This window comes from Embleya sp. NPDC005575, assembly GCF_040605455.1.
GTDB lineage: Bacteria > Actinomycetota > Actinomycetes > Streptomycetales > Streptomycetaceae > Embleya.
In genome coordinates, this window is the sequence record NZ_JBEXCV010000015.1 from 42,073 (window position 1) to 59,366 (window position 17,294).

Sequence of the window (17,294 nt, forward strand, 5' to 3'; positions counted from 1 at the left end):
TTGGGAGTTCGGCCTCACCGCCGAGGCCGGCATCGACATCAAGGGCGCCGGCGACAGGAATCCCCCGCCCCGCCGAAGGAGCAGCGCACCGTGTCCTACGACCGCACCGCCCGCCTCGCCACCACGGACTTCGACGCCGCCGTCGACGCGGTTCGCCGAGCGTTGGCCGACCAGGGCTTCGGCATTCTGACCGAGATCGACGTCAAGGCCACCTTGAAGGCCAAGCTCGGCCATGACATGGAGGACTACCTGATCCTGGGCGCGTGCAACCCGCCGCTCGCCCACCAGGCATTGGAGGCCGACCGCAGCGTCGGTCTGCTCCTGCCCTGCAACGTCGTGGTCCGTCGCGACGGCGACCACACCCTGGTTCAGGCCCTGGATCCCAACACCATGGTCACCCTCACCAGCCTCGACACCATGAGGCCCGTCGCCGAGGAAGCCACCGCCCGCCTGGACGCTGCCCTGGACGCACTTACCCGGTAATCCGGTGACCGGATGGCGGGCTTCCTTCCGGGGTGGATCGTTGGCGGCACGGACGTGGCAAGCACCGGGCCGCCACTCGGCGGGTCACGCGGAGGAGGCCTCGCATGTGTGTCGGCGCATGAGCGCCAGCGACACGTAGACCAGGGCCACGAGCACGGGTACCTCGATCAGCGGGCCGACGACGCCCGCGAGGGCCTGGCCGCTGGTGACGCCGAAGGTGCCGATGGCGACCGCGATGGCGAGTTCGAAGTTGTTGCCGGCGGCGGTGAACGCGAGGGTGGCGGTGCGGTCGTAGGGCAGGCCGATGCCGCGCCCGAGGGCGTACGAGCCGAACCACATCACGGCGAAGTAGACCAGCAGCGGCAGGGCGATCCGCGCGACGTCGCCGGGCTCGCCCGTGATGGTGTCGCCCTGCAACGCGAACAGGATCACGATCGTGAACAGCAGGCCGTAGAGGGCGACCGGGCCGATTTTGGGGAGGAACCCGGTTTCGTACCAGTCGCGTCCCTTGGCCTTCTCGCCCTGGCGGCGGGTCAGGAACCCGGCCAGCAGGGGGATGCCGAGGAAGACGATCACGTTGAGGGCGATCTTCCGGAAGGAGACGTCCAGGTGTTCGCCGTCGCCCAACCCGAGCCATCCGGGGAGCAGGTCGAGGTAGAACCAGCCCAGCACGCCGAACATGACGACCTGGAAGACCGAGTTGAGCGCGACCAGGACGGCGGCGGCCTCGCGGTCGCCGCACGCGAGATCGTTCCAGATGATGACCATCGCGATGCAGCGCGCGAGGCCGACGATGATCAGGCCGGTCCGATACTCCGGAAGGTCGGAGAGGAAGATCCAGGCGAGCGCGAACATGATCGCCGGGCCGATGATCCAGTTGATCACCAATGAGGAGGCCATCAGCCGCTTGTCGCCGGTGATGGTGTCGAGGCGGTCGTAGCGGACCTTGGCCAACACGGGGTACATCATCAGCAGCAGGCCGAGCGCGATCGGCAGCGAGATGCCGCCGATCTCGACCCTGGACAACGCGTCGTCCAGGCCCGGGATCAGCTTGCCCAACCCGATGCCGATTGCCATCGCCAGGCCGATCCACACCGGCAGGAACCGGTCGAGGGTGGAGAGCCTGCCGGCGATCACGGCGGAGCCGTCCGCCGAGGCGGACCGGCTGTCGGTGGCGTTCATCAGCAGGGCCTCTTCCGGTTGTGCACGACGGTGTCGCGGGCATTGGCCGCGAGATCCCCCAGGGCGGTGGCGACGGTGTCGAGCGCATCGGGCCTGAGGCGGTAGTAGACGAAGCGCCCGCACGGTTCGGTGTCCACCATCCCGGCCTCGCGCAGCACCTTGAGGTGGTTGGACAGGTTGGTCTGCTTGGCGCCCGTCTCCTCGACGAGGTGACTGGCACACAGCGCCTCGCTCGCGAGCAGCGTGACGATGCGCAGACGCAGCGGGTCCGCGAGTACCTTCAACAGATCAGCATCGACTGACATCACCATGGACTGATACGTTACGTGCCCAGGGAGCGAAAAGCGAACCTCCGATCCGAGGAGCCGGACATGTCTCCTGCCGTCGTGTCGACCGGCGGGGAAGGGCGTCTGGCAGGGGTCTCCCGCGCGGCCACGGTGCGGTCGCCGCGGGCACGCCGTCGCGGATGTCGCGTTCAGCCCGGGCTGCCTCGACACGCTGCTCCCGGCCGGGGGCGTCGCCACGCGGACTGGCGCGTCGCCGATCCCGGCGGTGGCCTGGCCGAGACCGTGCGCGGCATCCGCGACGAAATCTGCCTTACCGCACTGTTCACCGACCCGCGCACGGCCGCCCCGGCACCTCGCGGATAACACTTCTCCGTCGCCTCTGGACCGAAAGGACTCGCACCATGTCCGAAAAGCCTTCCGTACTGTTCGTCTGCGTCCACAACGCCGGCCGCTCCCAGATGGCCGCAGGCTTCCTCGAACACTTCGGCGGCGGCCGCATCGAGGTCCGCTCCGCCGGATCGATCCCGGGCGACCGGGTCAACCCGGCGGCGGTAGAGGCGATGAACGAAGTGGGTATCGACATCTCCCACGCGACCCCGAAGGTCCTCACCACCGAGGCCGTTCAAGCCTCCGACGTCGTCATCACCATGGGTTGCGGCGACGCGTGCCCGATCTTCCCCGGCAAGCGCTACCTGGACTGGGCCCTGGAGGACCCGGCCGGCCGGGGCGTCGAGGCGGTGCGGCCGATCCGCGACGAGATCGAGAAGCGCATCCGCGTCCTGGTGGGCGAACTCACCAGTGAGCGAGACTAAAGGGCTCGGGACCTTCGGGGGACGCCGTGTCGGCGGTGTCGCCTCGCCCGACCTTCTCTTCCCCCGGACGCGCCGATGTCCGACAGGCGACGCGCCGCCCGCGCACGCGGGGCGGGTGTCGAGTCGACGCGGGGCCGACTCCGGCCGCGAGCCTGGCCGGTGATGGATCCCGGGGTCATCGGGGGAGTTCGACCCGGAATTCGGTGTGGTCGGGGTGCTGGGTCAGGGTGACGGTGCCGTGGTGGGCGGTGACGACGGCCTTGACGATGGCCAGGCCCAGTCCGGTGTTGCCGGCGGTGCGCGAGCGGCCGGTGTCGGCGCGGACGAAGCGGTCGAACACGTCGCGGCGGATCGGTTCGGGGACGCCGGGGCCGTTGTCGGTGACGGTGAACACCACGTGCGCGGCGCCGGATTCGAGCCGGACGGTGACGTCGGTGCCGGGCGGGGTGTGGGTGCGGGCGTTGGCGAGGAGGTTGGCGACCACCTGGTGGAGACGGTGTTCGTCGCCGGTGACGGTGATCGGCTCCTCCGGGAGGTCGAGGATCCAACGGTGGTCGGGTCCGGACGCCCGGGCGTCGCCGGTGGCATCCAGGACCAGCCGGGTCAGGTCGACCGGTTCGTGGACGAGGGGGCGGCCGGCGTCCAGACGGGCGAGCAGGAGCAGGTCCTCGACCAGGGTGCTCATGCGCAGTGACTCGGATTGCATGCGCTCCAGGGCGTGGCGGATCTCGGGTGGGATGGGCCCTGGGTGGCGCAGGGCGAGTTCGGCGTGGCCGCGGAGGGTGGCGACGGGGGTGCGCAGTTCGTGGCCGGCGTCGGCAGCGAAGTTGCGCAGGCGCTCTTCGACGGCCTGGCGGCGGGTGAGGGCATCGCCGATGTGGCCGAGCATGCGGTTCAACGCAGCGCCGACGCGGCCGACTTCGGTGTGGGGGTCGGTGTCGGGCAGCGGTTCGGGCATCGCGACCTCGCCGCCCGCCAGGGGGAGTTCCGCGACGCGAGTCGCGGTGTCGACGACCCTGTCCAGCGGGCGCAGGGAAAGCCGCACCCAGTACGCGGCGGCGGCGCCGGTGACAAGAAGGGCGGCGCCGAAGACGAGCGTTTCGACGGCTTCGAGGCGGTGGACGGTCTCCTCGATCGGGTGCAGGGGCAGGCCGGTGATCAGGACGTCGCCGTCGTCGCCGCGGACGGCCACGACCCGATACGTGCCCAGGCCGGTGATGTGGATGTCGTGGCCTCGTCCGTCGACGGGCACGCCCGCGAGGTCGTGGGCGTCGTCGTTGGTGAGGGTGAGGCGGCGGTCGGTGTCCCGGTGCACGACGGCCGCGTCGGTGGTGTGTCCGTCGAGGAGGCGGGCGCCGAGGGTGCCGTCGGCCTGGCCGCGGGTGTCGGGTCGGTTGTCGTCGTCGGGGCGACCCTCGTGTTCGAGGCTGGCCGGGAACCGGCCCCCGGACTGGACCAGTTGCTGGTCGAGCCGCTCGATCAGGAACCCCTCCAGGGCCAGAACGGTACCCACCCCCACCGCCGCGCACGCCAGGGCCAGGAGCACGACGAGTCCGGCCGTGAGGCGGACCCGCAGCGTGCGCGGCAGGCGCGGCCTGCTCACGGTGCTTCCGGCTTGAGGACGTATCCCACGCCGCGCACGGTGTGGATGAGCGGGACGCGGCCGGCGTCGACCTTCTTGCGCAGGTAGCTGATGTACAGCTCGACGACGTGTGCCCGGCCGCCGAAGTCGTAGGACCACACGTGGTCGAGGATCCGGGCCTTGGACAACACCCGGCGCGGATTGCGCATCAGATAGCGCAGCAGCTCGAACTCGGTTCGTGACAGGTCGATCGCGGTCCCGGCGCGCGAGACCTCCCGCGCGTCCTCGTCCATCACCAGGTCGCCGACGACGAGACGATTCTCGCCGGCGTCGCGCGCCATGCCGGCGCGCCGCAGGAGTCCGCGCAACCGGGCGAGGACCTCTTCGAGACTGAAGGGCTTGGTCACATAGTCGTCGCCGCCGGCGGTGATCCCGGCGATACGGTCCTCGACGGCGTCACGCGCGGTCAGGAACAGCACGCACACCCGCTCCAGCTCCGCGCGGATCCCCCGCAGGAGCGCGAGCCCGTCGGTGTCGGGCAGCATCCAGTCCAGGACCACCGCGTCGGGGCGGAAGTCGCGAGCGAGCGCGAGAGCACCCGCCCCGTCGGCGGCGGTGCGCACCTCCCAGCCCTCGTAGCGCAGCGCCCCCGAAAGGACGTCGGTCAGATCGGGTTCGTCGTCCACGACCAGGACCCGCACCGACCCGCCGTCGGGTCGTCGCAGGTGGGAAGAAGCACTGGGGTTGTCCATGTCGCCTCCAGCATCGCGTGTCGCACCCGGGTCGCGGCCTGTGACGCGCCTCTGAGTTTCCTCTGAATCCGCGGCCGAACCCGTCGTTGAGAGAGTTTTCAAAGGTTGCGTTGCGACGCTGGCGGCTCGCGGACGAACCGCGCGAGAGGAGCCCGTCATGACCGGCACGCTGTACGAGAGCCCGCCGATCACGCACGCCGGGCAGCGACATCGACTGCGCCGCGTCGTGCCCGCCGCGGCCCGGACGCTGATCGCAGCCGGAGCCGTCGCCGTGGTGGCACTGTGGTGGGCCGACACCCCCGCCGTGGTGGGCCCGGCCGACTGGCTCACCGACGCCGGGCGCATCACCGGACTGCTGGCCGGCTACGCGTGCGCGGTCCTGCTCGTCCTGATGGCCCGCATCCCGCTGCTCGACCACAACGTCGGCTCGGACCGGCTGGCGCGTTGGCACGCGATGGGCGGCCGATACACGGTCTGCCTCGCCCTCGCACACACCCTGCTGATCATCGTCGGCTACTCGCTCGCCGCACACACCGACATCGTGCACCAGAGCACGACGCTGGTCTTCGACTACCCCGAGATGCTCAAGGCCACCGGCGGGTTCCTGCTGCTCCTGGGCACCGGGATCCTCTCCGCCCGCGCGGCCCGGCGCAGACTGTCCTACGAGACGTGGCACTACCTGCACTTCGCCACCTACCTCGCGATCTTCCTGGCCTTCGGCCACGTGCTCGCCAACGGTGCCGACTTCGTCGGGAACCCGGCCGCGCAGGCCGCCTGGTACACCCTGTACGTCGGCGTGGCGCTCCTGGTGGCGTGGTTTCGCTTCCTCGCGCCCGTACGCCGCGCGCTGCGGCACCGGCTTCGGGTCGTGGCCCTGCATCCCGAGTCGCCCGGCGTCGTGTCGGTGTACATGACCGGGCATCACCTGGACGAACTCGCGGGCGAGCCGGGGCAGTTCCTGCGCTGGAGGTTCCTGACCCGGGGCTTGTGGTGGGCCGCCAACCCGTACTCGCTGTCCGCGCCCGCCGATCCGCGCCACCTGCGCATCACCGTCAAGTCCGCCGGGGCGCACAGCGCGGCCCTGGCTCGCCTGCCCCTGGGCACGCGGGTGTGGGCGGAGGGCCCGTACGGCGCGTTCAGCGCGGCCCGGCGTACCGCGCCCAAGGTCCTGCTGCTCGCCGGCGGCGTCGGGATCACCCCATTGCGGACGCTGTTCGAGACGCTGCCCGGCCAGGTCACGCTCGTCTACCGGGCCCGGCGCCCGCAGGACCTCGCACTGCGCGCCGAGTTGGACGCGATCGCCCTCGCCCGCCGGGCGAAAGTGCACTACATCGTGGACCAACCCGCCGAGTACTCCTCGCCGCTCACCGCGCAGGCGCTGTCCACTCTGGTCCCCGACCTCGCGGCCCACGACGTGTACCTGTGCGGGCCGCCCCCGATGACGGACGCCGCGATCCGCGCCCTGCGCGCGGCGGGCGTACCGCGCCGCCGCATCCACCACGAGTCCTTCGCGTTCTGACCCACATCAGGGAGCCGTCCGTGCACCGCGCAGCCCTCGCCACCGTCTCGACCGTCGCCGGCGTCATCCTGCTCCTGACGGTCAAACCCCACCAGGACCCCGGCCCCACCGCGTCCCCTCCCGGCACACCGACCTCGACCTCCGGCGGCACGAGCGCCCCACCCGGCCCGCAAGCCATAGCGGGCGCCCGCAGCGGAACCTTCACCGGCGACACCATCGACACCCGCTACGGGCCCGTGCAAGTCGCCATCACCCTGGCCGAGGGCAAACTCACCGGCGTCCAAGTCCTCCAGACCCCCTCCGACAACGACCGCGACCGCCGGATCGCCGCCCGAGCCGTCCCCCGCCTGACCCAGGAGGCCCTGGCCGCGCAGAGCGCGACCATCCACACCGTCTCCGGCGCCACCTACACCAGCCGCGGCTACATCGATTCCCTCCAAAGCGCATTGGACCAGGCCCATGGCTGAACACCGGAATCCCACACCCCTGCACCACGTCGAACACGTGATGGGCACGGTCTTCTCCTTCGACATCCGCGACACCCCCACCCCGCACATCCGCCACGCCCTGCGCCAAGCCGTCGCCTGGCTGCACCACGTGGACGCGGTCTTCTCCACCTATCGCCCGCACAGCCCGATCAGCCGCCTCGGCCGCGGCGAGACCACACTCGCCGACTGCCCACCCGAAGTCGCCCACGTCCTGGATCTGTGCGCCGAGACGAACGACCTCAGCGGCGGCTGGTTCGACCCCCACGCCGGCGGCACCCTCGACCCGTCCGGCCTGGTCAAGGGCTGGTCCATCGAACACGCCTCGCACATCCTGGCCGACGCCGGCGCCCACAACACCTACGTCAACGGCGGCGGCGACATACGCCTGCGCGGCGAACCCGAACCCGGCACGCCATGGAACGTCGGCATCGCCCACCCGCTGCACCCGGGCGAGTTGTGCGCCGTCGTCACCGGCCGCGACCTGGCCATCGCCACCTCCGGCACGGCCGAACGCGGCCCCCACATCCTCGACCCGCACACCGGCGAACCCGCCACCACACTCCTCTCCCTGACCATGACCGGCCCCAGCCTGACCCGGGTCGACGCCTACGCGACCGCCGCCTTCGCGATGGGTCACACCGCACGCCCCTGGATCGAACGCCTCACCGGTTACGAGGCGTTCGTGGTCACCTCCGCCGAACTCTGCTGGTCCACAACAGGGTTCCCCCGCGACCCACGCATCGGGACGTAGTCCCATCCGCGCGTGGCGGCGCGAGCCCGGCGCCCGAACGCGGGCGAACCGATCAGTCCGGCTCCATGTGGGAGCGGCGGAAGACCGAGGCGTGGCCGGTGACGTGCGGGCGTACGGCCGCCATCGCCTGGACGACCGCAGCCTCCAGGCTCCCGCCGGTGTCGATCCCAACGGCCTCTGTCCACGGCGGTTCTGCGGCCGCCATGCCGGCGGCCACGTCGAGGTCGGCGTCGGACGCCCCGGGCGCGCGGGTGGTCAGGCGAGCCGCCGACACGTCGTCCGGAGCCCGACAGTGCAGGGACACCAAGTCGGCGTGGGTGCGTTCGGCCATCCGCACCGCGGCTTCGCGCTGTCCCGCGTGGGACCAAGTGGCATCCAGGACAACGGACTCGCCACGGGACAACAGGGCGGACGCGCGGTCGAGCAGGGCCGCGTAGGTCGTGGCGGTCCGCTCGGGCGTATACAGGCCTTCGCCGTAGGCGGCGGCTGCGGACTCCTCCGCTGGGATGCCTGCCATCTCTTTGCGGAGGCGGTCGCTGCTGAGGAGCGTGACGCCCAGGCGATCGGCCAGCGCGCCCGAGAGTGTGGACTTCCCGCTGCCCGGAAGCCCACCGACGAGGGTCAGGCCGACAACGGAGGCGTGCAGGTGGCGCAGCGTCGTCGAGACCAGCCGCCGTGACGCCGCCGCTGCGCCGGGCGCGCCTTGTCGTGCCTGGATCAGGGAGACCTTGGCGCGGACGAACGCCCGGTAGGCGACATAGTGGTGCCACAGGGACGGTGGTGCGGGATCGCCGGAGTACTCGCTGTACCGGGCGAGGAAGAACGCCGCGGCCTCTGGAGCACCCAGTTGTTCCAGGTCCATGGCGAGGAAGGCCGCGTCGTCGAGACCGTCGACGTAACGAAGGCGGTCGTCGAATTCCAGACAGTCCAGGACGCGGGGGCCGTCGTCCATGCAGAAGATGTCCTCGGCGAGCAGGTCACCGTGGCCGTCGACCACCCGTCCCTGCTCGATGCGTGAGTCGAACAACTGCCTGCGACCGGCGAGATAGCGGCGTACCAACCGCTCCACCTCGTCCACGCCGTCGGGTACGGCGCCGTCGTCGGCCGACGCGCGGATTTGCGCGAAGCTCTGTGCCCAGCGCGACAACAGGGCGTCCCGCGTGCCCTGTTCGTTGATCTCCGGGCTGCGGGCCGCGTCCGCGTGACGGGCGGCGAGCATCCGGGCAACAGCCCGCAGGATGCCGTCGACGTCGGCGCCTTCACTCACGAGCCGGGAGAGGCGGCGCTCCGCCGGCATACGACGCATCACCACGAGGGGTTCGGGCACGTCCGCGTCCGGGCTGCGAAATTCTCCCAGGCCCAGGTAGACGTCCGGGGCGAAGCGACGGTTGAGAGCGACTTCCCGCTCACACGCGGCTCGCCGTGCCGTCTCGGTGGTGTAGTCCAAAAACCCCAGATCGACCCGTTTCTTGAGCTTGTAGGCGCGGTCGCCGACGAAGAACAAGACCGCGGTATGCGTCTCCCGCACCTCGGCGCGCGGGAGCGGCGGGACATCGAGATCGGTGCCGGTCCGGAGCACGGACGCGTCGGCCTGATGTCCTGACACCACCGGCTCGCCGAGGGGGCTGGGCTCAGTCATGGGGGACGACGGCGACGGGGCGGTGCGCGCGACGGACGACGGCGGCCGGGGGACCCGGACGTGATGCCGGGGTGGGGCGGTGCCGGGTCGGCTCCGGTTTCGGCGGGGGCCACACGCGCAGCAGGCGCTGTGTGCGCTTGTGATGCTCGGCTTCGTCGGTGCCGTTGCGGGCAGCGGCAAGGTTCCGGGATGGGCCGTCGAACTCCACGGTGATGGCTGGCTTCATGGCCATTGCCTCCGTCTCGTAGGAAGCCGGAATGACGGTGGGTGAGTCCGCCTGTCCGACTGTGTCGTTCCCGTGCCCTCGGCGGCGGCCGCGCAGAAGACCCTGAGGGGTACTTGATGGGTGACCATCCGCGCCGAACGCCGAGCGCGACCGATTCGCATTCGAGGAGTACCCCAAAATTTCTCGCGGCGCACGCGGACCCCGATGTGGCAGGGCTCGTGTAGGCGCGGAATCCGACACGAGGAGTGCGTTCTATGTCGAGGTGCGGGCGACCCCACCGCTCGACGAGTCGCCTCCCCGCCGCGGCGGCCGAGGCCGGTCCGCAGGGTGTCGAGGGGCGTCGCCGGTTCGCTCGACGGTGAGGTCGAGGAAGTGCGTCGAGCAGGAAATACAGGGATCATGATTGCGGATCGCCCGTTCGCACAGTTTTGTCAACTCGGCGTCCGTGGCGTCACCGTCTCGCAACCGCTCCTGCACGATGCGGCGCAGGTCCTCTTCGATGGCGCCCTGATTTTGTGCCGTGGGGGGCACCAGGGTCGCGTCGGTGACGGTTCCCCGCGTATCCAGGGAGTAGCGATGGTAGAGCAGGCCGCGTGGTGCCTCAGTGGCCCCGTGGCCGATGCCCTGTCGCGACGGCACATCGACGTACGGGTTCGTCGCAGGTTCGTACCCGTCGATGATGCGCAACGCCTCGTCGACCGCGTAGAGCACCTCGACGGCGCGCACGATGATGCTGCGGAAAGGGTTGAGGCAGACCGCGCCCTCCAGGGGGTCGCCGAGTCCGGCGTCCTGGGCGGCTTGACGGGCGATGAGGGAGAGGTGTCTCCCGCTGATGGCGAAACGCGCCAGCGAACCGGTCAGGTGGCGGCGTCCGTCCAGCCGGGAGTGGAGGCCGGTGGAGTAGGGCACTTGGTGCTCGACGACATGGCTGCCGAATTCACTGACCGCGAAACTTCGGGTGGAGGACGCGCGGTCGATTCCCGGGATCGAATGGAGGGGATCGCCTACGGTCATGACGGTTGGCGTACCGGACTCGATGGCGTAGGTGTCCGCTTCGGCCAGGGCGAGCAGGTCGTGGTCGCACACGGTGTCGGGGAAGTCGAAGCCCGCCACCCAGCGCACCGTTTGCGCCGCATCGTCGCGGGCGCGTAGCAACTGTTCCCTCAGCGGGCGCAGTTCGGTGGGGGTCGGGATGCGATGGAAACCACCGAGGCGCACGTTGATCGGGTGGATCGCCCGACCGCCGAGGAGTTCGAGGATCGCGTTGCCGGCCTGCTTGAGGCGAAGACCGCGCTCGACGTCGGCGGGTCGGAAGCGGGCGAGCTCGACGAAGCTGTCGCAGCCGAAGAAATCGGGGGCATGGAGAAGGTGGACGTGCAGGGTCTGGCTCTCGATCCACTCGCCGCAATAGAGCAGGCGGCGCAGCCCGGCCAACTGTCCGCCCACGACTACCCCACAGGCGTCTTCGATGGCGCGGCAGGCACTCAGCTGATAGGCGACCGGGCAGATCCCGCACACCCGGGAGGTGAGGTCGGGTGGTTCCGTGTGGGCGCGTCCCCGCAGGAACGCCTCGAAGAAGCGTGGAGGTTCGTAGATCGCCAATCGGGCCCGGACCACCTTGCCGTCCTCGATGCGCAGGTGCAGTGCGGTCTCTCCTTCGACGCGGCCGAGCGCCTCGACTTTCAGCGTCCGAGTTGCGGGCCCGGTCACTCTTCGACTTCCCGGGGGACGGCCGTGTCGAACTCCTCGGCGGCCGTGTTGAAGGTGCGCAGTACCCGCACGATGTCGAGAGTGTCCATTCCGTCGCGTCGCAGGAGGGGGACGAAGGCGGTGAAGTTGGTCGAGTCGGATGGGCCGAAACAGCCGTAGCAGCCACGTGCGAAAGTGGGGCAGAGGGCTCCGCAGCCGGCGTGGGTGACCGGGCCCAGGCAAGGAGTGCCGCGAGCCACGGTCACGCAGACGGTGCCACGTCGTTTGCACTCGAAGCACACGCTGTGCGCGGGCACGTCGGGTTTGCGTCCGGCGAGGAAGCCGGTGATGACCTCGACGAGTTGGCCGCGGTCGATGGGGCAGCCGCGCAGTTCGAAGTCGACCGGAACATGGGCGCTGATGGGGGTCGAGGTGGCGAGTGTCGCGATGTAGTCCGGTCGGGCGTAGACCACCGAGGTGAACTCGACGACGTCCGCGTAGTTGCGCAGGGCCTGGATGCCGCCGGCGGTCGCGCAGGCGCCGATGGTCACCAGGTGCCGGGAATCGGCGCGGATCCGGTGGATTCGGTCGACGTCCTCCCGGGTGGTCACCGAGCCCTCGACCAGGGACAGGTCGTAGGGGCCGGGCGCGGGCGCGCCGGATGCCTCCAGGAAGTGCGAGATCTCCCATTTCTCGGCGATGCCGAGGAGCTCGTCTTCGCAGTCGAGCAGGGTGAGCTGGCAGCCGTCGCAGGAGGCGAACTTCCACACCGCCAGTTTCGGGGGCCGGTGGGCATCGGTGGGCATGTCACAACTCTCGGATCATGAGGAGGGGCTGCGCACGGGTCCAGGTGATGACGGGACCGTCGCTGCACAGCAGCAGGGGGCCGAGTTGGCAGTGCCCGCAGTGTCCGCTTCCGCAGTGCATGGTGCGTTCGAGGGAGACTTGGATCCGGTCCGGATCGACGCCACGGTGCACGAGGTCGTGTGCGGTCGCCCTGATCATCGGCTCGGGGCCACAGATGAACGCCGTCACGGTGCGCGGATCGAACGCGGCCCGGTCGACCAGGGTGGTGACCAGTCCCACGTCGTCCCGCCAACGTGGGTCGGGGAAGTCCACGGTGGTCAGGACGCGAGCGCCGGCCTGCCATGTACGTGCCTGGTCGACGTACAGCACGTCGCCGGGTGTACGTGCCCCGATCAGGAGGTTCACGCGTCCGTACCGGCCGGGTGCGGCGATCGCGTCGACCACGAGCGGCCGAAGGGGGGCCAAGCCGATCCCGCCGGCCACGACCAACAGATCGCCGCCGGTCGGGGCGGGCAACTGCCACCCGGTGCCGAAGGGGCCGCGTATCCCGAGGGTGTCGCCGACGCGCACTCCGTGGAGCGCGCCGGAGACGGCCCCGACGACGCGCACGGTGTGCTGGAGAAGTCGTCCGTCCATTCCGCAGACCGACAGCGGAATGTCGCCGACACCGAAGGCGTAGACCATCGCGAACTGCCCCGGTACGAAGGGCGCCAGGGGCGAGCGAACGGGTGCCAATGTAATCGTTGCCGTCTCGGGCGTTTCGATCCGGCGTTCGAGCACCCGATACGGTACCGGCACGGCCGCTGTAGCCACCCCCGCCGCCGGACTTGTCATGCCCTTCCCCGGGTGTTCGCGGCGTCGGAGCCCCCGTAGAGGTCGAGCAGACGAATGCGAGTCGCCTTGAGTCGCCGGGCGATCACCTGGGCGACGCAGTGATTGACCACGAGTCCGAACGTGGGATCCTCGTCGCACATGGCACGAACCTCGCCCGCGTCGAACTCGTACGCGACGACGGCGCCGCGGGTGTATGCGCCGAGGTGCCAGCGGTACGGCTGGAACAGCCAGGACCATCCCAGTAGTTCGTCCACGCCCAGAGTCTCCACGACGGCATCGCGTCGACCCGGGACGTGGATGTCGAGCGCGACCAGTCCGGAGCGGACGACCCAGAATCGATCCGCCGGGCCGTGCTCTTCGAAGACGCGGGTGGCGCCGGGGAAGGAGACGTCACGGGCGATCGCGATCAGTCGGTCGCGCGGACCTGCCCCCAGGGCCCCGAGGAAGCCGTTGCGAAGGACGGTCACCGCGACTCCTCGCGTGGCGTTTCCCGGCGGGTATCCCGTTCGCGGCTCAGCGCGTGAGCCTCCTCGGTGATGTCGATGCCGACCGGGCACCAGACGATGCAACGTCCGCAGCCGACACAACCGGAACTGCCGAACTGGTCGAACCAGGTGCCGAGTTTGTGGGTGGCCCATTGTCGATATCGGCTGTGCGGCGAGTCCCGGACCGGACCTGCCCCCGCCAGGTGGGTGAAGTCCCGGTCGAAGCAGGACTCCCAGCGATGCCACCGTTCGGCGTGGTCGCCGGTGAGGTCGGTGACGTCCTCGGTTGTGGTGCAGAAACACGTCGGGCAGACCATGGTGCAGTTGCCGCAGGTCAGGCAGCGCGACGCGACGTCGTCCCAGCGCTCGGCGTCCAGTGTGTCCCGCATCAACGTCCGGAGGTCCACCAACGGCATGGAACGCCCCATGTGATCCGCCGCGTCGGCGACGCGCGCGTGGGCGGCCGTTCGGGTGGCGACATCGGCCGGCCGGCGCGGCAATTCGGCCAACACCGCGCTTCCTTCCTCGCTGCCGGCGCGCACGAGGAAACGATGGCCGTCGGCGTCGAGCACCTCGGTCAGCGCCAGGTCGTAGCCGGGGCCCACCGCGGGCCCGGTCCCCATGGAGACACAGAAACATGTGGCACCCGGGTCGGTGCATTCCACCGCCACCAGGAAGGCCCGTTCCCGGCGCCCGCGGTAGGTCGGATCCGCGTGGCGCCCACCGGTCAGTACGCGGTCCTGGATCGCGATGGCCCGCAGATCGCAGGGACGCACGCCCAGGAACGCGTACGACGGTGGAGGGGCTGCTTCCCTCGTCACCACCATCCCACCGTCGGCACCGCGATCGGCGGCCCATTCCCGTACACGCGGCGGGTGCAGGAACGTCTTCCAGGACTGCGGGCCGGCACTGTGCGCGAAAACGGCGCGATCCTCGCGGGCGGACAACCGATAGCGGCCTGCCTCCAGATCGACCCCCCAGCCGGCGGGGAGCTCCGAGCCGGAGGAGATCTCGGCGAGAACGATCGCGCCGTCCCGCACGGTGGGCCCGACGACCGTGCGACCCCGCGCGGCGAGACTCACGATCAGCGCGTCCAAGCCGCCCTCGTCGATGACCGCCGCGCCACCACCGTCGTCCGTCATCCGTCGAACTCCTAACGCCGATGTGGTAGTCACGGCCGTTGTGCATATGGACTCTAGGTCGGATAAGTGCCGACAGGTTCCACTGCTAGCCCAGCCGGCCTCTTCATTACCTCGGATGGACCTCGCCGGGCCCACTACCGTGCGTCGAGTCCGTGGATCCATCGCGCGGCGGGATGAGGACCGAAGCGATTCGAATTCGGAGGATCCGGGCAAAGCCGACACCGAACCTGTGATCGCCCGAGGAAGGAGCCGACATGGGAGCCGCACTCCGGATCGCCGTGATCGGGGTCGGCAACGAGTACCGTCGCGACGACGGCGTGGGCTGGGGCGTCGTGGCCCGACTCGCGGAACGAGCCGGGATACAGCCGCTGCCGGAGGGGACGACGCTCGCCGTGTGCGACGGCGACCCCGCACGAATGATCACGCTGTGGTCGGGTGTCGACCTCGCCCTCGTGGTGGACGCGGCCAGAAGCTGCCCGCCGTGTCCCGGGCGCGTGCGCCGCATGGAGTGGAACGGTGAGCAACTCTCCCACGTGGGCGGCAGCACGAGTACGCACGGGTTGGGACTCGGCGACGCGGTCGAACTCTCCCGGGTGTTGGCACGCCTGCCACGCCACTTGGTCGTCTACGCCGTCGAGGCAGCCGATACCGGCCTGGGCACGGGACTGTCGGCACCGGTCGCGGCCGCGGTGGAGCCACTCGCCGAGCGGATCGCGCAAGAGATCACGCTGCGCGCGGCGGCCACCCCGGAAGGAAAGCGCGATCAGAACCCCGGTCGAAGTCGGTGGCCAACCGAGGGTGCACCGGCTCGGGGTCGACCAGGTACACACAGTGATTGACGTCAGCACGTTTATACCGTCAACGAAGATGATCCATGATCAAGATCAACTGCCGTGTACGCTGTGGCGATGACGGATAGCGGTGCTTCGCCGGGTGGACCCCTTGTCACCGGTTCCGAGATCGCGCGGCTGGCCGGGGTCACTCGGGCCGCTGTCTCCAACTGGCGTCGGCGCTACGACGACTTTCCCGCGCCGGCGGGAGGCGCCGCGAACAGTCCGCTCTATGCGCTCGCCGAGGTCCAGGAGTGGCTGGACCGGCAGCGCAAAGGGCAGGGAGTGTCACCCGAGGTCGAACTGTGGCAGGCCATGCGAGCCGCGTACGGGGACCGGATGGTCGCGGGCCTGGCAGAGGTGGCCGCAGCGCTGACCGGAGCGGATGAGTCGGAACTCCCGGGTGACGTCGCCACCCATGTACGGGGGCTCGTTCGAGCCGAAGCACCCGTCGACCTCGTGAATGGACTGACCGACCGGTTCATGGACTCCGCTCGGCGTGCGGGATCGGACCAGGTGACTCCCGAGCGGGTCGTGCGGGCCGTGCGCCACTTCGCCCCCGAGTTGCCGGCCGACGGCACGGTGTTCGACCCCGCCTGCGGAATCGGGGCGCTGCTCCTGTCCGTCGCCTCCGAGGTCGGGATGCGCTGCTGCGGTCAGGAGATGGATGCCGACAGCGCCCGTTTCGCGCAGCTTCGTGCCGATCTCCTGGGTCGATCGGACGTGCGCATCCTGGCGGGTGATTCCCTTCGCGCGGACGAATGGCCGGGCCTCAAGGCGGATTTGGTGGTCTGTGACCCACCGGTGGGCGTGACCGAGTGGGGGCGGGACGAGCTGTTGCTCGACGCCCGGTGGGAACTCGGTACCCCGTCCAAGGCCGAAGGGGAGCTCGCGTGGCTCCAACATGCCTATGCGCACACCGAGCCCGGCGGTCAGGTCCTCATGGTCATGCCGGCCTCGGCCGCCTATCGCAAGGCGGGTCGGCGCATCCGAGCGGAACTCGTTCGCCGGGGCATTGTGCGCCAAGTGATCGCGCTGCCGCCGGGGACGGCGACCTCGCACGCCCTGCCTGTTCATCTGTGGTGTCTCCAGCGTCCCGGGAACGCCGCGAACGCGGATGCGAAGCACACCGTTCGCATGGTCGACCTGACCGGCAACAGCCCCGACGGCAGCCTGGAGCCACGCCCCGATCAGGTCGCGGACGTGCCCCTGATCGAGCTGCTGGACGACACCGTCGACCTGACCCCCGGCAGCCATCTCCGGTCCAGGGACCGCGACTACCCCGGCGAGTACGTCGCCCTGCGCAAGGAACTGGAGGGCCACATCCGCCGATTGGCCGCACTCCTGCCCGAGCTTGAGGCGGGCGGCGGAGCGGGCTCGCTGGACGGCGCCACCACCGGCGTCGCGGATCTCGCGCGCGCCGGACTCGTCAGGTACGACGGCCCGGAACCGGTCTCGGCCAACGAACAGCTCGATACGGACTATCTGCGGGGATTCCTGCACAGCTCCATGAACACCCGCAGGTCCACAAGTGCCAGTGGGACGTATCGCGCCGACAGCAGGGGTTCGCGTATCCCTCGCATGAGCATCGGCGAGCAGCGCCGATACGGCTCTGCCTTCCGAGCCCTGTCCGCCTTCGAGGAAGGGATGCGCGAGGTGGACGCGTTGAGTCGGCAGCTCGCCGAGGTCGCCCGTGACGGCCTCGCCACGGGTGCACTGGCCCCTCCCCGGGAGTGAGCGGTAGCGAGGACACCGGCCGCCGGACACCGGCGGGTGTGGGGCGCCG

At 70.1% G+C, this 17,294-nt stretch carries 17 protein-coding genes; 7 read left to right on the top strand and 10 right to left on the bottom strand.

From position 1 onward, the window contains the following. The first annotated feature begins 90 nt into the window (after positions 1 to 90). Positions 91 to 483: a DUF302 domain-containing protein gene (locus tag ABZS54_RS07665; RefSeq protein ID WP_355532136.1), complete on the top strand. Its 393-nt coding sequence runs from the start codon at positions 91 to 93 to the stop codon at positions 481 to 483. Positions 484 to 567: 84 nt separating this feature from the next. Here the strand turns inward: ABZS54_RS07665 and arsB are convergent, their stop codons facing one another. Further along, positions 568 to 1,665, bottom strand: a complete 1,098-nt coding sequence (gene arsB, locus ABZS54_RS07670; protein ID WP_355532138.1) for an ACR3 family arsenite efflux transporter — start codon at positions 1,663 to 1,665, stop codon at positions 568 to 570. Continuing rightward, a complete protein-coding gene (locus tag ABZS54_RS07675) occupies positions 1,665 to 1,976 on the bottom strand; it encodes a metalloregulator ArsR/SmtB family transcription factor (protein WP_355532140.1) in 312 nt (103 codons plus the stop codon). Before ABZS54_RS07675 ends, arsB begins: the two co-directional genes overlap by 1 nt. Before the next feature lie 377 nt (positions 1,977 to 2,353). On the opposite strand from ABZS54_RS07675, the gene ABZS54_RS07680 reads away from it, so the two are divergent. After that, a complete protein-coding gene (locus tag ABZS54_RS07680) occupies positions 2,354 to 2,764 on the top strand; it encodes an arsenate reductase ArsC (RefSeq protein WP_355532142.1) in 411 nt (136 codons plus the stop codon). 175 nt (positions 2,765 to 2,939) lie between these two features. Here the strand turns inward: ABZS54_RS07680 and ABZS54_RS07685 are convergent, their stop codons facing one another. Both ABZS54_RS07685 and ABZS54_RS07690 read right to left on the bottom strand, forming a co-directional pair. Then, entirely contained in the window at positions 2,940 to 4,367 is a 1,428-nt protein-coding gene (locus ABZS54_RS07685; protein WP_355532144.1) for a HAMP domain-containing sensor histidine kinase, read from the bottom strand. Beyond that, the gene (locus ABZS54_RS07690; protein WP_355532146.1) at positions 4,364 to 5,098 is read right to left on the bottom strand and encodes a response regulator transcription factor; all 735 of its coding nucleotides are present in this window, start codon (positions 5,096 to 5,098) and stop codon (positions 4,364 to 4,366) included. The genes ABZS54_RS07685 and ABZS54_RS07690 overlap by 4 nt, the downstream gene beginning before the upstream one ends. A 157-nt stretch (positions 5,099 to 5,255) precedes the next feature. Between ABZS54_RS07690 and ABZS54_RS07695 the strand changes: the two genes are divergently transcribed. The 3 genes from ABZS54_RS07695 to ABZS54_RS07705 are packed head-to-tail and all read left to right on the top strand — an operon-like array spanning position 5,256 to position 7,856. Continuing rightward, the gene (locus ABZS54_RS07695; RefSeq protein ID WP_355532148.1) at positions 5,256 to 6,617 is read left to right on the top strand and encodes a ferredoxin reductase family protein; all 1,362 of its coding nucleotides are present in this window, start codon (positions 5,256 to 5,258) and stop codon (positions 6,615 to 6,617) included. Between the two features lie 20 nt (positions 6,618 to 6,637). Continuing rightward, positions 6,638 to 7,084 carry an FMN-binding protein gene (locus ABZS54_RS07700; protein WP_355532150.1) on the top strand — a complete coding sequence of 149 codons (447 nt, stop codon included), beginning with the start codon at positions 6,638 to 6,640 and terminating at the stop codon, positions 7,082 to 7,084. Beyond that, the gene (locus ABZS54_RS07705) at positions 7,077 to 7,856 is read left to right on the top strand and encodes an FAD:protein FMN transferase (protein ID WP_355532152.1); all 780 of its coding nucleotides are present in this window, start codon (positions 7,077 to 7,079) and stop codon (positions 7,854 to 7,856) included. The genes ABZS54_RS07700 and ABZS54_RS07705 overlap by 8 nt, the downstream gene beginning before the upstream one ends. A gap of 52 nt (positions 7,857 to 7,908) precedes the next feature. Here ABZS54_RS07705 and ABZS54_RS07710 read toward each other — a convergent pair whose 3' ends face one another. From ABZS54_RS07710 to ABZS54_RS07735, 6 genes are all read right to left on the bottom strand, one after another. Continuing rightward, complete coding sequence (locus ABZS54_RS07710; RefSeq protein WP_355532219.1) at positions 7,909 to 9,384, bottom strand: AAA family ATPase; 1,476 nt, start codon at positions 9,382 to 9,384, stop codon at positions 7,909 to 7,911. A gap of 589 nt (positions 9,385 to 9,973) precedes the next feature. Continuing rightward, entirely contained in the window at positions 9,974 to 11,431 is a 1,458-nt protein-coding gene (locus tag ABZS54_RS07715; RefSeq protein ID WP_355532154.1) for a nickel-dependent hydrogenase large subunit, read from the bottom strand. Then, a complete protein-coding gene (locus tag ABZS54_RS07720; RefSeq protein ID WP_355532156.1) occupies positions 11,428 to 12,216 on the bottom strand; it encodes an oxidoreductase in 789 nt (262 codons plus the stop codon). The genes ABZS54_RS07715 and ABZS54_RS07720 overlap by 4 nt, the downstream gene beginning before the upstream one ends. A 1-nt stretch (position 12,217) precedes the next feature. Next, the gene (locus tag ABZS54_RS07725; RefSeq protein ID WP_355532158.1) at positions 12,218 to 13,051 is read right to left on the bottom strand and encodes an FAD/NAD(P)-binding protein; all 834 of its coding nucleotides are present in this window, start codon (positions 13,049 to 13,051) and stop codon (positions 12,218 to 12,220) included. Continuing rightward, positions 13,048 to 13,518 (bottom strand): cyclic nucleotide-binding domain-containing protein, encoded by a 471-nt coding sequence (locus ABZS54_RS07730; RefSeq protein ID WP_355532160.1) that lies wholly within the window; start codon positions 13,516 to 13,518, stop codon positions 13,048 to 13,050. Before ABZS54_RS07730 ends, ABZS54_RS07725 begins: the two co-directional genes overlap by 4 nt. Beyond that, entirely contained in the window at positions 13,515 to 14,678 is a 1,164-nt protein-coding gene (locus ABZS54_RS07735) for a 4Fe-4S dicluster domain-containing protein (RefSeq protein ID WP_355532162.1), read from the bottom strand. Before ABZS54_RS07735 ends, ABZS54_RS07730 begins: the two co-directional genes overlap by 4 nt. Before the next feature lie 254 nt (positions 14,679 to 14,932). Between ABZS54_RS07735 and ABZS54_RS07740 the strand changes: the two genes are divergently transcribed. After that, entirely contained in the window at positions 14,933 to 15,517 is a 585-nt protein-coding gene (locus ABZS54_RS07740; RefSeq protein ID WP_355532164.1) for a hydrogenase maturation protease, read from the top strand. Between the two features lie 69 nt (positions 15,518 to 15,586). Continuing rightward, positions 15,587 to 17,245, top strand: a complete 1,659-nt coding sequence (locus ABZS54_RS07745; protein ID WP_355532166.1) for an N-6 DNA methylase — start codon at positions 15,587 to 15,589, stop codon at positions 17,243 to 17,245. The last annotated feature ends 49 nt before the right edge of the window (positions 17,246 to 17,294 follow it).